Annotated in this window: 9 protein-coding genes; 5 read left to right on the plus strand and 4 right to left on the minus strand. The window is 72.6% G+C overall.

Features of this window, described 5'->3' with window-relative positions; translation table 11 throughout:
• The first annotated feature begins 209 nt into the window (after positions 1 to 209).
• On the plus strand, positions 210 to 1,067 hold the full coding sequence (locus ACFW6B_RS16915) for a GNAT family N-acetyltransferase (RefSeq protein WP_386596617.1): 858 nt from the start codon (positions 210 to 212) through the stop codon (positions 1,065 to 1,067).
• Here the strand turns inward: ACFW6B_RS16915 and ACFW6B_RS16920 are convergent.
• The 3 genes from ACFW6B_RS16920 to ACFW6B_RS16930 all read right to left on the minus strand — a co-directional run bounded on the left by ACFW6B_RS16920 (position 1,050) and on the right by ACFW6B_RS16930 (position 7,165).
• Positions 1,050 to 1,805: a class I SAM-dependent methyltransferase gene (locus ACFW6B_RS16920; protein ID WP_386596620.1), complete on the minus strand. Its 756-nt coding sequence runs from the start codon at positions 1,803 to 1,805 to the stop codon at positions 1,050 to 1,052. The two genes, ACFW6B_RS16915 and ACFW6B_RS16920, sit on opposite strands and share 18 nt — an antisense overlap.
• Positions 1,789 to 6,228 carry an aminotransferase class I/II-fold pyridoxal phosphate-dependent enzyme gene (locus tag ACFW6B_RS16925; RefSeq protein ID WP_386596794.1) on the minus strand — a complete coding sequence of 1,480 codons (4,440 nt, stop codon included), beginning with the start codon at positions 6,226 to 6,228 and terminating at the stop codon, positions 1,789 to 1,791. The genes ACFW6B_RS16920 and ACFW6B_RS16925 overlap by 17 nt, the downstream gene beginning before the upstream one ends.
• Positions 6,229 to 6,415: 187 nt before the next feature.
• Complete coding sequence (locus ACFW6B_RS16930; RefSeq protein WP_386596622.1) at positions 6,416 to 7,165, minus strand: TetR/AcrR family transcriptional regulator; 750 nt, start codon at positions 7,163 to 7,165, stop codon at positions 6,416 to 6,418.
• A gap of 192 nt (positions 7,166 to 7,357) precedes the next feature.
• On the opposite strand from ACFW6B_RS16930, the gene ACFW6B_RS16935 reads away from it, so the two are divergent.
• From ACFW6B_RS16935 to ACFW6B_RS16950, 4 genes are all read left to right on the plus strand, one after another.
• Positions 7,358 to 8,629: a glycosyltransferase gene (locus ACFW6B_RS16935; protein WP_386596624.1), complete on the plus strand. Its 1,272-nt coding sequence runs from the start codon at positions 7,358 to 7,360 to the stop codon at positions 8,627 to 8,629.
• Between the two features lie 71 nt (positions 8,630 to 8,700).
• A complete protein-coding gene (locus tag ACFW6B_RS16940; RefSeq protein ID WP_386596626.1) occupies positions 8,701 to 10,068 on the plus strand; it encodes a UDP-glucose dehydrogenase family protein in 1,368 nt (455 codons plus the stop codon).
• A 14-nt stretch (positions 10,069 to 10,082) separates the two neighbouring features.
• Positions 10,083 to 11,060, plus strand: a complete 978-nt coding sequence (locus ACFW6B_RS16945) for a UDP-glucuronic acid decarboxylase family protein (protein WP_386596628.1) — start codon at positions 10,083 to 10,085, stop codon at positions 11,058 to 11,060.
• Positions 11,061 to 11,139: 79 nt separating this feature from the next.
• Positions 11,140 to 12,930, plus strand: coding sequence for a glycoside hydrolase family 15 protein (locus tag ACFW6B_RS16950; RefSeq protein ID WP_386596630.1), 1,791 nt, complete (start codon positions 11,140 to 11,142; stop codon positions 12,928 to 12,930).
• A gap of 102 nt (positions 12,931 to 13,032) precedes the next feature.
• Here the strand turns inward: ACFW6B_RS16950 and galE are convergent, their stop codons facing one another.
• Positions 13,033 to 14,088, minus strand: coding sequence for a UDP-glucose 4-epimerase GalE (gene galE / locus ACFW6B_RS16955; RefSeq protein WP_386596632.1), 1,056 nt, complete (start codon positions 14,086 to 14,088; stop codon positions 13,033 to 13,035).
• Positions 14,089 to 14,093: the final 5 nt, after the last annotated feature.

Below are 14,093 nucleotides of genomic sequence, written 5' to 3' on the forward strand. Positions count from 1 at the left end.
TGACCGCGCCGAACCGGGCGGGCGTCCACCGGCCCCACGGCGACGGCCCCACGGCGACGGCGCCGTGCGTGCCGAAGTGGCCGAATCCCTTCCGGCGCGCGGCGCCCGTCGCTGCGATCGGCACGGAGATCGGCGAGGATGCTGCGCGAGCGACCGGCCGGCGCACCGCGAGCCGGCGCCCACCCGACCCGTACGCATTGGAGTGCCCCATGACCTCTCCGGGACCCGTCGGCCTCGTCGTCGGCCAGGCCACGCTCGACGACTGGAAGACCGTCGGCGGCTGGGCGGCGGACGAGGGATGGAACCCCGGCCTGTCCGACAGCGTGAGCTTCTTCGCGCAGGATCCCGACGGTTTCTTCATCGGGCGCGTCGACGGCGAGCCGGTCTCGGCCGTCTCGGTGGTCAACTACAGCGCCGACTACGCCTTCCTCGGCTTCTATCTCGTACGCCCCGACCTGCGCGGCCGCGGATACGGTCTCGCCACCTGGGAGGCCGCCCTCGCCCACGCGGGCGGCCGGACCGTCGGCCTCGACGGCGTGGTCGCGCAGCAGGACAACTACCGCAAGTCCGGGTTCGAACTCGCCTACCGGACCGCCCGGTTCACCGGTGTGGCCCCCGTGGGGGAGGAGCCGTCGGGCGTACGGGCGGCCACTTCGGCGGACCGCGCGGACGTCACGGCGTACGACAGTGCCTGCTGCCCGGCCGACCGGCCGGTGTTCCTGGAGTCGTGGCTGTCCGCCCCCGGCCACCGCACCTTCGTACGGCACACCGGCGAGGGCCGGCTGAGCGGGTACGCCGTGATCCGTCCGGCGCGTGACTCCCTGCGGATCGGTCCCCTCTTCGCCGACACCGCCGACGACGCCCGCGCCCTGTTCTCCGCGCTCGCCGCCGACGCGGGCGGCAGGACGATCGCCGTCGACGTGCCCCGGGCGAACACGGCGGCCGTCGCGCTGGCCGAGGAGCTGGGCCTCGCCCCCTCCTTCGAGACGGCCCGCATGTACACCGGTCCGGTCAGGGAGTTCGCGGGCGGACGCGTGTACGGGGTGACGTCACTGGAACTCGGCTGAGCCGGTACGGGCCGCCGCCACCCCGGTGAGCAGGACCATCCCGGAGTCCCCGTAGTCCGGCAGGGTCGGGTCCGACGGGATGCGGCCGACCGAGAGCCGGTCGGTGAGAGGGGTGAACACCTCGGTGATCACCTCCGTGTCCACCGGACAGCCGGGCCAGCGGGACTCGGCGCCGATCCGGTAGGTCGGCATGTTCTCCATGAAGGCGGCGACCAGGTGCCCGCCCGGTACCGCGCACCGGACGAACCAGCGGCAGAACTCCTTGAACTCCTCGAAGTCCTCGGTGGCGCCCTCGGCCACGAAGTGCATGGAGGCGAGGTCGTAGCTCCCCGGTTCGACGGACCTCAGGTCGCCGTGCACCAGCCGCACCGCGGACAGCGACCCCTCCAGGGTCTCGGGCACGTCCGGGTTGAGGCTGCGGCACAACGCGTGGAACGGCAGCCAGCTCTCCTCCGGCGTCCCGTTCAACTGCCGCTCCAGATAGGCGGCGTTGGAGGCCCCCGCCTCCACGGCGTCTATCCGGCGGCTCGCGGCGGACGCGAGGATCAGCGGATAGAGGTTGGGGCCGGCGCCGACCTCCACGGACCGGCCGACGCTGCCCGGCGCGAAGGCGCGGTAGAACGCGCAGTGGTGGGCGATGACCGCCGCGTCCGAGGGGTGCAGCTCGCGGTAGTTCTCCGCCAGATAGTCCTCGACGGGCCAGCTGTCCCAGTCCACGTCGTCATTGAGAACCGGCATCGCCGACTCCGTTCCTCGGCCGCAGCCGGTAGCGCTCGGTGAGCCGGGTGAGCGCGTCGTTGAGCCGTTCGACGTCCTCGTCGGAGTTGAGCGCGGTGAGCTGGACCCGGAAACCGACCCGGTCGCGCGGTACGAGGGGGTAGGCCGCCAGGGTCACGTAGATGCCGTTGTCCCACAGGAACCCGCCGACCGCGTCCAGGTCGTCGGCGTCGGCCAGGGGTATCTCGATGATGGGCAGACGGTCCGTGTTGAGCGTGCCCACCCCCAGTTCCTCCAGGTGGTCGAGCACCCTGCCGGTCTTGCGGTACAGATCGGCCCGGATGGCGTCCCCGCGTCTGTCGTTGGCGTCGAGGCCGGCCAGCGCCGTGGCGAGGGAGGCGGTGGGCGACGGACCCGAGTAGAGGTAGGGGGCGGCGGCGGTCTTGAGGCGGTCCTTGAGCGAGCTCGGAAGCGCCACGAAGGCCAGCAGCGACGAGTACGCCTTGGAGAACCCGCCGACGAGGACGATCCCCTCGTACGACTCTCCCGTGTGCCGCACGACGCTGTTGCCGCGGTTCCCGTACGGACACGACTCGTGCGGGCCGCGCTCCCCGATGACGCCGAAGCCGTGCGCGTCGTCGACGTACATCAGGGCGTTCCGGGGACGGCACACCTCGGCCAGTCCCGGCAGGTCGGGGATGTTCCCGCTCATGCTGTTCACGCCGTCCAGACAGACGAGCCGGGGCAGGCCGGCGGGAACCCCGTCCAGCATGGCGGCCAGTTCGTCGGGGCGTTCGGCGTGGAACCGGTGCAGCGTCGCGCCCTGTCCACGGGCTCCCACGCATCCGTCGAACACGGTCCGGTGCGCCGTGGCCTCGACGAAGACGTGGCCCTCGCCCGCCAGGGCGGGGATCACCGAGGAGTGGATCAGGGTGGCGGTGGGGAGCAGCAGCGTGTCCGGGGCGCCGAGCAGGTCGGCGAGCCGCTCCTCGATGTCCGGGTACAGCTTCGGACTGCCGATCAGCCGGGACCAGCTCGGATGGGTGCCCCAGCGGCGCACGGCCGGCTCGATCGCCTGGATGATCTCCGGATCGCAGTCGAAGCCGAGGTAGTTGCAGGAGGCGAAGTCGATCATCCAGTGGTCGCCGCTGCGGATGTGCCGGCCGAGCACCTCGTCCAGCACGGCGTCGCTCATGGGGTTGGTCTGCCGCAGGTGTTCCAGGTCGCGCCAGCGCCTGGAGCGGCGTGTGCCCTCCGTCTGGGGGCCGCCCGTCCGCCCGCTCCCGGTCCGCGCGTCCTGCGTCCGCGCGTCCGGTGTCCGTGCGCCCTGTGTCCTCGTGCCGTTCGTCCGCTCGCCGCCGGTCCCCGCCGTCCCGGGCGGGGCGGCCGGCTCCTCGCGCGGTTCGGCGGCCGCCGGCTCCGTGGGTTCCATTTCGTGCCTCGCTTCCGCCGTCCTGGCGGCGGACCGTGCCGGGGTGCGAACCCCGTCGGGCCGCCGCAGCAGAAGCTCGCTCTGCTGCAGCGTCATCGGCCGGGCGAAGAGGAAACCCTGTCCGAACCGGCATCCCATGCCGGCCAGGAGATCCCGCTGCACCTGGTCCTCGATCCCCTCGGCGATCACCTGGATGCCCAGGGTGTCGGCCAGACCGACGATCCCCTCGACGAGCGCGACCTGCCGGGTGTCCAGCGCGATGTCGTCGATGAACGTCTTGTCGATCTTCAGTACGTCGACGGGGAAGTCCCGCAGGTACCGCAGCGACGAGTAGCCGCTGCCGAAGTCGTCGACGGCTATGTGCACCCCGAGGTCCTTGAGCGAGTACAGCACCGCCTGGATCTGCGCGTCCCGGCGCATCAGCACCGTCTCGGTGAGCTCCAGCTGCAGCGAGCCGGGGGCGAGCCCCGGCGTCTCCAGCGCCTTGCGCACCTCGCCCAGGAACCCGCTGTCGCGGAACTGGCGGGCGGAGACGTTCACGCTCACGTACGGCGGGTCCGCCCCGTCGGCCGTCCGCTGGAGCCCGGCGATGTCGGTGGTGGCGTGCGTCAGGACCCACGCGCCCAGCGGTGTGATGTGCCCCGTCTCCTCGGCGAGGGCGATGAACTGGTCCGGCGGGACCGGCTCGTGCTGCGGATGCGGCCAGCGGGCCAGCGCCTCGAAGCCGACGACCTCGCCCGCGGCGATGTCGACGACGGGCTGGTAGCGCAGGGCGAACTCGGACCGGGCCACCGCACCGTCCAGCCGTGCCTGCAGGTCGTGCCGCTCCACCATCCGCACCCGGAGCCGAGGCAGGAACCTGCGCCACTGCCGCTTGCCCGCCGCCTTGGCCGCGTAGAGGGCCAGATCGGCGTGGCCGAGGAGTTCCTCGGCGTCCGTGCTGTCCCGGGCGGTGGCCACGCCGACGCTCGCGGACACGCTCACCGAGCCCTCGGGCAGGGTGAACGGCCTGCTCAGCGCCTGGATCACCTGGGCCGCCAGGAGTTCGGCGTCCAGCGGCTTCTTCGCGTCCTCCATCAGCACCGCGAACTCGTCGCCCCCGAGCCTGGCCGCGGTGTCCGTGCGGCGCAGGGCACCCGAGAGCCGTTCGCCGACGGCGGCCAGCAGATGGTCGCCGGTGGAGTGCCCCATGGTGTCGTTGACCATCTTGAAGTCGTCGAGGTCGATGAAGAGCAGGCAGGTGAGCGTCGTCCCGCGGCGGCTGCGCAGCAGGGCGCGCTCGATCCGCTCCAGGAGCAGGGTCCGGTTGGGCAGACCGGTCAGCGGATCGTGGAACGCCCGCTCCGTCAGCTCGTGCTCCAGGCGCCGCTGCTCGGTCACGTCCCGCAGGGTGATGACCAGACCGGAGACCGTGGGGTCCTCGCGCAGGTCGCTGCAGCGCACCTCGACCTCGATGCGGTTGCCGTCGCGCAGCACCCACCAGTGGTCGTGGGTCTCGGGGGATCCGCCGTTGCGCAGCGCGGCGAGTCCCCTGACCACCCGTGCCCGGTCGCTGGAGTCCACGAGTTCGGGCAGCGGCGCCCCGGTCAGCTCGGCCTGGCCGAAGACGGCCCGCGCGGACGGGCTCGCGTACCGGACGGTGTTGTCGTCCTCGACGATCAGGATGACGTCCGAGGCGTTGCGCACCAGCGTGCGGAAGTACGCCTCGCTCTCCTTGCGGATGATCTCCTGGCGCAGCGCGATGCGTTCCACGGCCAGGCCGGCGTGCGAGGCCAGGATCTCCAGCGAGCTCTGGATCTCGCGGAGCTGCTGCTCGGGGCCCGCCGCCATCAGCACGCCCGGAAGCTCTCCGGTCGGCTCGTCGGGCGGGATCATGGGGCACACCAGGGTGGTCGGCAGACCGTCGAGCCGGCCCGCGATGTCCGCCCCGAGTTCCTCGGTGGGCACCAGGTGCGTGCGACGGGTCGCCATCCCGCTCGCGTACTCGGCCGACAGGACGAGACTGCGGTGCGCCACCTTGGGCCCGAACAGCGTGCTGACCGTGGTGTCGCACGCCCGCGCCACGTCCTGCGGCCGGACCGCCGAGACGAGGGACGTGGCCGCCGTGCGCAGCGCCAGCTCGCGCGCCACGGCGCTGCGGTGGGCCGCGACCATCCCGGAGAGCCGGAGGATCACCAGGAGGAAGAGCGCGGCGGAGAAGACCGCGATCACGGCGGCGTCCTGCGCGTGCCTTTCGTGTCCCTCGTACAGCAGGATCGCGGGCGCCACCAGGGTGGCCGCGGCGAGCAGGAACAGCCGCCGACGCGTGGGCCGCAGGGACTCCCGCCGCACCACGGGCCGGGTCAGTTCCACCATCGAGGGATGCAGTCCGGCGAGTCCCCAGGCGGTGTAGAACACGATCCAGCCGGAGTCCAGCAGGGTTCCGGTCTGCCACAGGTCGTTGAGCTGGAGGATCCCGTACGCGATGTCGAAGGTGAGCAGCGTCGCGGTTCCCAGTACGAGGAGCTGGACGGAGCGGATGCGGCCGGAGCCGCCGCTCGCGGCCAGCAGGCGGGCCAGCATCGCGAGGACGAGGACGTCGCCGATCGGGTAGGCGATGCTGATGGCGCGCTGCTGCCACGTCAGGCCCGGCACGTGGGCGAGCGGCTGCACCAGGAAGACCCAGACCGGCAGGGCGAGCCCCAGGGCGAAGATCAGCGCGTCGAGCAGGCTCGGCAGGTCGTGACCGGGCCAGCGGTAGCGGACGAGCCCGTAGAGACCGGCGGCGAACAGCGGATAGGTGGCGAGGTAGCAGGCGTCCGCGACGGAGGGGAACGGATTGTTGATGGCGAAGTACGACTCCATCACGTTGTACGAGGTGTCGCCCGCGGAGAAGGCCAGCAGCCCGGCGGCCAGCAGGAACCACGGCCAGCGGTGGTTCGGGCGGTTGACGACGATTCCGGTGATCACGGCGGCGACGCCGCCGAGTCCGATGACGGCCCACAGCGGGGTCCGGGTCGAGGGAACGGCCATGTAGACGACGGTGGTCGCCGCCACCAGGAGGGCGTACACACCGAGGCGCCGTGGCCGCAGGAAGCCGCCTGTGAGGCGAAGTGCCCGCAGCAAGCCGAACCGCCTCCCTACGTCGGACGGCACGGGACTGTTCGCCGGGTTCCGGGGCATTGTCGATCGTAGGCACGGGGGAGTGACGGGTGCATCTTCAGTCCTGTACGAAGCGGTCCAGCAAGGCGTCCAGGCCGGCGTCCAGGCCGTCCGGGCCGCCCCGCTCGGCGAGGGTCTCGGCGATCTCGCGGAGCCGGGGGAGTTCCTGGGGCGGCATGCGGTGCAGCCCCAGCCTGAAGGCGGGTTCCTCCTCGTCGGGGTTGTCGACCATGGCGCGCAGTTCCCCGGAGAGGTAGCCGAGGACCCAGCCGGTGAAGGCGCGGAAGACGGCCGCGGACCGGGTGAGGTCGAGCCCCGCGTCCTGGAGCAGCGCGAGCACCCGCTCGTACTCCCTGAGCACGGGCAGAGGTCTGCGGGCCAGTGGAACGGCGAGCATGCGGGTGGCGAGCAGCGGCACCACCTGGGGATGGGCGAGGCAGACCTCGTACATCGCCCGTGCGATCCGGTGGAGTTCCCCGCGCCACGCGGCCGGGCCGGTCTGCGCGGTGACCTCCGGCGCGGGACCGGCGGACAGACGTTCGCCCAGTTCGAGGTAGAGGGCCTCGACCAGTCCGTCCAGCAGGGCGTCCTTGCCCCGCGCGTAGCGGTACAGCGCCATGGCCTCGACGCCGAGCCGCGCGCCGAGCCGGCGCATGCTCAGCGCCGAGAGGCCTTCCTCGTCCACCAGTTCCAGGGCGGCGGCGAGGACGAGTTCCCGGTTCAGCCGGCCGTAGTGGCCCCGGTCGCTGGCGCGTCGCGCCGGCTCGGCGGCCTCGCCGCCCTTGTCCCGCATCCGTTCCCTGACCATGTCCTGCCTCCGTGTGAACCGCTCGAAAATCCCGCTCCCGTCGACTTTATGCACTGACAAGTTCCAAGTGTACGTATACGGCGTATGTGAAGCGAATGTCCGGGATTGACCGGAACGGTTCCGGGGTTCATGATGTACGTATACGTCGTAAATTTACGTATTTACGCAGGTGTCCATCGGTGGTGATCGTTGATGCTGTACGGGACCCTCGCCCCCAGCCCGGGGCAGCCGGACGGCACGGCCGCGAGCAGGACCGCCACGCCGCCGCGCGTGGCGCCCGCCGAGGCACTTCCCCCGGCGCCGGTCCTGCCGCGCATCAAGGTCCTGCACGTCGTCACCCGCTTCCGGGCGGGCGCCGGGGACGACACCCCGCTGGCGGCCGAGGGCACGGACCCCGACCGCTACGAGGTGTGGGTCGCCGGAGTGCCGTCCGGTGACCTGTGGGAGCCGGCGCGGGCCGCTGGCGTGCGCACCCTGGAGACACCGGGGTTCCGGCACGCCCTGGGCCCCGCCGACGTGCTCGTCCTGGGGCGGCTCGTGCGGCTCATCCGCCGCGAGCGGTTCACGCTCGTGCACACCCACGCGGCGAAGGGCCGGTCCCTCGGCCGGGTCGCCGCACGGCTGTGCCGGACCTCCGTGGTGGTGCACACCGTCCACGGACCGAGCTTCCACCCGTACACGGCTCGCCCCGGGCGCACGGCGTACCGCGGTCTGGGGCGCGTGACGCGGAGGCTGGCCCGCCGGCTCCTCGCGCCGGCCCCGCGCGGGGCCGGCGCGGCCGGGGAGCGTCCGGCGCCGCCGGACCGCGCGCGGGCGATGCCCTCCGCCGCACGGCCGGCCGGCGTCCCCGGGGAGTTCGACCCGGCCGCCCGCGCCCTGCTCGGCGTCTCCCGGAAGACGGCACTCGTCGGCACCGTCGGCGGCGTCGACACCCGCGAGGCCCCCCTCGCCTTCGTCCGCATGGCGGCCGCGGTCCGGGCGCACCACCCGGACACCGCGTTCGTCGTGATCGGGGACGGCCCGCCGGCGGGGGAGGTGCGCAGGCTCGCCGCGGACCTGGACGTCGAGGTGACCGTCACCGGACGGCGTCCGGACACCGGCAGGCTCGTGGCCGGACTGGACGTCTTCGTGACCACCTCCCTGCGCGAGGGGGCGGGACGGGCGCTCACCGAGGCCCTGACCGCCGCCCGGCCCGTCGTCGCGACGGCCGTGCACGGGGTGCCCGACCTGGTGGAGCACGGAGCCACGGGACTGCTCGTGGCACCGGCCGACCCGGGAGGCGCCGCGCGCGCGGTCGGCTGGCTCCTCGACCATCCGCGCGAGGCCGCGGAGATGGGCCGCAAGGCCGGCCGCAGGGTCCGCGCCGCGCTCGCGCCCGAGGGCGGACGCGGGGCCGCCGGCGTCCGCCGCCGGCCGGGCCGGCCCGCAGCCGGGCGCGTCCCGGGGGTCGCGCCCGGCTCCTGATCCCCCGACACACGAAAACCCACCCGCTGTGGCGGCCACGGGCCGACCACACGCCGACCACGGAGAACGACATGCGTCTGACAGTCATCGGCACCGGATACGTCGGCGCGGTGCACGCCGCCTGCATGGCCGACATCGGGCACGAGGTGCTCGGCGTCGACGTCGACGAGGACAGGATCGCCGCCCTGACCGCGGGCACGCCCCCGTTCTTCGAACCCGGCCTGTCGGAGACGCTCATGAGAGCCGTGGACTCCGGCCGGCTGCGCTTCACCACCTCGACGGCCGAGGCCGCCCGCTTCGCCGACACGCACTTCGTCTGCGTCGGCACACCCCAGCGCCCCGACACGGGCGCCGCCGACCTGCGCCACGTCGAGGCGGCCGTCGACGGGCTGGCACCCGGACTCCGCGACAGCGGTCGCGAACAGGCCCTGGTCGTCGGCAAGTCCACCGTGCCGGTCGGCACCGCGGCCCGCCTCGCCGAACGGCTGCGCGCCACCGCCCCACGGGCCGAGGTGGCCTGGAACCCGGAGTTCCTGCGCGAGGGCCACGCCGTCCAGGACACCCTGGGACCCGAACGCATCGTGGTCGGCACCAGGACGGGCGGCGGCACGAACGGCACCGGGAACGGCGCCGGATGGGCCGAGGCGCGGCTCAGAGAGGTCTACGCGCCGCTCCTGGAAGCGGGCACCCCCTTCATCGCCACCGACACGGCCACCGCCGAACTGGTCAAGGTCGCCTCCAACTCCTTCCTCGCCACGAAGATCTCCTTCGTCAACGCCATGGCCGAGATCTGCGAGGCCACCGGGGCCGACGTGCTCACCCTGGCCGAGGCGATGGGCCGGGACTCCCGTATAGGGCCCCGCTTCCTTTCCCCGGGACTCGGTTTCGGCGGCAGCTGTCTGCCCAAGGACATCCGGGCCTTCGCCACCCGCGGCGAGGAACTGGGGCTCGGCGGCTCCGTCGCCTTCCTGCGCCAGGTCGACGAGATCAACACCCGGCAGCGCCTGCGCACCGTCGACCTCGCCGGGAGCCTCCTGGGAGGTTCCTTCGCGGGCCGGAGCGTCGCGGTGCTCGGCGCCGCCTTCAAGCCCGGCAGCGACGACGTCCGTGACTCGCCCGCGCTCGTGGTCGCCGACGAGATCCGCCGCCGCGGAGCACAGGTCCGCGTGCACGACCCCGAGGCCGTCGACAACGCCCGGCTGGCCTACCCGGCGCTCCAGTTCGCCCTGGACGTGACCAAGGCATGCGAGCGGGCCGACGTCGTCCTGCACCTCACCGAGTGGCCCCAGTACCGGGACCTGGACCCCGTCGCGCTCGCGACGACGGTGCGTTCCCCGGTCCTGGTGGACGCGCGGAACACCCTGGACCCGGTCCGGTGGCGCTCGGCGGGATGGGCGCTGCACGCGCTCGGCCGTCCGGCGCCGGCCCCGCTGACCTGAGGGAGGAGAGACCCATGCGTGTCGTCGTGTCAGGCGGAAGCGGTTTCGTGGGATCGCATCTCTGCGAGGCCCTGCTGAACAGGGGTGACAGCGTCTGCTGTCTGGACAACCTCTCCTCGGGCAGACCGGTCAACATCGCCGCGTTCCGGCACGACCCCCGGTTCACCTTCGAGGCCCGGGACGTCACCGAGCCGTTCGGCGTCGCGGGGGACGTGGACGCCGTGGTGCACCTCGCGAGCCTCGCGTCGCCCGTCGACTACCAGCGCTTCCCGCTGGAGACACTGGCCGCGGGCAGCAGGGGGACGGAGAACATGCTGCGGCTCGCCGACCGCAACTCGGCCCGGTTCGTCCTGGCGTCCACCAGCGAGGTCTACGGCGATCCCAAGGTGCATCCGCAGGACGAGGCGTACTGGGGACACGTCAATCCCGTCGGACCCCGCAGCGTCTACGACGAGGCCAAGCGCTACGCCGAGGCCCTGTCCATGGCGTACCGCCGGACCCGGGCGGTCGACGTGGGAATCGTCCGCATCTTCAACACCTACGGCCCCCGCATGCGTTCGTACGACGGCCGGGTGGTGTCCAGCTTCATCCGGCAGGCGCTGCGCGGCGAGCCCCTGACCCTCTTCGGGGACGGCAGCCAGACCCGGAGCTTCTGCTACGTCGACGACCTGGTCCGGGGTCTGATCGCCATGATCGATTCGCACCGGCCGGGGCCGTTCAACCTCGGGAACCCCAACGAGCGGACCGTGCGGGAGCTCGCGGAGCTCGTCCTCGCGATCACCGGATCGCGCAGCGGACTGCGCTTCCTCCCCCTGCCGGCCGACGATCCGGTCCGCCGGCGCCCCGTCGTCTCGCGCGCCCGCGAAGCGCTCGGATGGTACCCGCGGGTGTCCCTGGAGGACGGGCTGCGGCACACCGCCGACTGGTTCGCGGCGCAGTCGAGGGGATCCCTGCGGCCGTCGGGACAGACCCCCGTGGGACGGCCGTCCTGAGAGGGGCCGGGATGCGAACTCCCTTGTCACGGACGTACCCTGAAAAGGCGGCAATGCACACGGCAGCGTGACTCCGATCATGAACGCACCCATCGAGGACTACGCCCTCATCAGCGATCTGGAAACCGCTGCCATGGTCGGCAGGGACGGTTCCATCGACTGGCTGTGTCTGCCCCGGTTCGACTCACCGGCCTGTCTGGCCGCGATCCTGGGGACCGAGGACAACGGCTTCTGGCGGATCGCGCCGGCCTCACGGGCGGCGCGCGCCCCCTGCGCCGGCCGCGCCTACCGGCCGGACACCCTCGTCCTCGAGTCCCGCTGGGAGACGCCCACGGGCGCCGTGCGGGTCGTCGACTTCATGCCGCCGCGCAGCCAACTGCCCTGCGTCGTCCGCATGGTGGAAGGCCTCTCGGGCTCGGTGGAGATGCGCAGCGAGCTACGGCTGCGCTTCCACCAGGGCAGGGTGGTGCCGTGGATCCAGCCCGGTGACGCCTGCACGGTCGCGGTCGCCGGGCCGGACGCCGTCTGGCTGAACACCGAAGGCCTGGAGGCGGCACCCGGCGGCGGGACCTCCACCGTCCACGACTTCACCGTCCTGGCCGGGCGCAGGACGACCCTGACGTTCGTGTGGGCGCCCTCGTACGTGCCGGAGCCGCCCGCCCCGCTGTCCGTCCCGGCGGAGACCGTGCTCAAGGAGACCTGCGACTTCTGGCGGCGCTGGGCCGCCCAGTGCCACTACCAAGGGCCCTGGCGCGACGCCGTGGTGCGGTCCCTGATCACGCTCAAGGCGCTCACGTACGCGCCCACCGGGGGCATCGTTGCGGCCCCGACGACCTCGCTGCCCGGCTGCATCGGCGGCGAACGCAACTGGGACCACCGCTTCTGCTGGCTGCGTGATTCCGCGCTGACGCTGTCCTGCCTGCTGCGCGGCGGCTACCGCGAGGAGGCCACGGCGTGGCTGGGCTGGCTGGTGCGGGCGGTCGCGGGACAGCCGGCCGACCTCCAGACCGTGTACGGCGTCGGCGGACAGCGCCTGCTGCGGGAGACGGAGGCGCCGTGGCTGCCGGGCTACGAGGGCTCGCGGCCGGTCCGCTTCGGGAACTCGGCCATGAGCCAGTTCCAGCTCGACGTGTACGGCGAGGTGCTCGACGCGCTCCTGCTGTCGCTGCGGGCGGGCATCCCCATGCCGCGCCACGTGTGGAGCCTGGTGGAGGCCATGATGGGCCAGCTCCGCCGTCACTGGCGCGAGCCCGACCAGGGGCTGTGGCAGGTGCGCGGCCCGGCGCGGCAGTTCGTGCACTCCAAGGTGATGGTCTGGGTGGCGGCGGACCGCGCGCTGCGGATGGGCGAGCTGCTCGGCAGGAACGGCTCCTCGGACGTCTGGCGGGCTCTGCGGGACGAGGTGCGCCGGGAGGTGTGCCGGGAGGGATGGGACGCGGGACGGGGTTCCTTCGTCCAGTCCTACGGCTCGTCGTCGCTGGACGCCTCGGCGCTGCTGATCCCCCGGCTGGGTTTCCTGCCCGCCGGGGACGAGAGGGTGCGCGGGACCGTGCGGGCGATGCGGGAGCTGAGCCACGGCGGGTTCGTGCGGCGGTACGCGCCGAACGGGCGGGGCGTGCACGGCGTGGACGGGATGCCCGGCGGCGAGGGCGCGTTCGTGGCGTGCTCCCTCTGGTACGCCGACGCGCTCGCCGCGACCGGACACCGGGAGGAGGCGACGGAGGTGTTCGAACGGGTGCTGGAGATCCGCAACGACCTCGGCCTGCTCTCGGAGCAGTGGGACCCCGACGCCGGCCGCCAGCTGGGCAACGCGCCGCAGGCGTCCAGCCACATCGCACTGGTGGAGACGGCGTTCCTGCTGTCGGAGTGACCGCTGCCGGAGCGACCGGGGTGAGGGGCGCGGCGCTGTCGGATGCCGGGCCGGAACCGGGGGCGGAGCGTGAGCCCGGGCCGGAACCGGGGCGGGTGGGTTTCAGCCCTTGCCGGAAGAACGCCGGGCGGACCCGGCGTAGCCGTTGGGGTTGAGCCGCTGGAACCGCCACGCGTCCCGGCACATGTCGGAGAGGTCCCGCGAAGGGTGCCAGCCCCAGGCGCGCGCCACGGCCGAGGCGTCCGCCACGAGCTCGGCGACATCGCCGGGCCGGCGCGGGACCATCTCGTACGGCACGGGCCTGCCGCACTCCGCGGAGAAGGCGGAGATCACGTCGAGGACCGAACTGCCCTTGCCTATGCCGAGGTTGTACACACGCATGCCCCGCTCGTCGGCGAGGTGGTCGAGGGCGACGCGATGGGCCTCGACGGTGTCCATGACGTGCAGATAGTCACGGATCGCCGTCCCGTCCGCCGTCGGGTAGTCGTCGCCGAAGACCCGGAGGCGTTCCTGCCGCCCGACGGCCACCTGGGCCAGGTTCGGCAGCAGGTTCTCCGGGGAGTCACCGGGGTCCTCGCCGAGGAGCCCGCTGGGGTGGGCGCCCGCCGGGTTGAAGTACCGCAGGCACAGCACGGTGTACTCGGGGTGGCGCCGGCAGACGTCGGCCAGGATCTGCTCGCAGACGGCCTTGGAGGCCGCGTACGGATTCGTCGGCCGGGCCGGCGTCGACTCGTCGAGCGGTCCGCGGCCGGCGTCGCCGTACACGGAGCAGGACGAGGAGAAGACGAGCTGGCGCACACCGTGCTCGTGCATGGCGTTCAGCAGCGCGGTCGTTCCGCCGACGTTGGTGTCGTAGTACTCGATGGGCATCCGTGTCGACGTGCCGACGGCCTTGTGCGCGGCGAAGTGCACGACGGCGTCGACGGAGTGGCGGTCGAAGACGGCCGACAGGGCGCGCCGGTCACGGATGTCCAGCTCGTAGACGGTGCCGAGGAAACGGCCCGCGATGCGTTCCACGCGGGCGAAGACCTGTGGACTGCTGTTGGAATAGTCGTCGACCACGATCAACTCGTAACCGTGGTCGAGGAGTTCGACGCAGGCGTGACTACCGATGAATCCTGCGCCGCCCGTGACGAGAATGGTCGAGGGGGCGCTCATGTGCC

The organism is Streptomyces sp. NPDC058751 (genome assembly GCF_042746485.1).
Classification (GTDB): domain Bacteria; phylum Actinomycetota; class Actinomycetes; order Streptomycetales; family Streptomycetaceae; genus Streptomyces.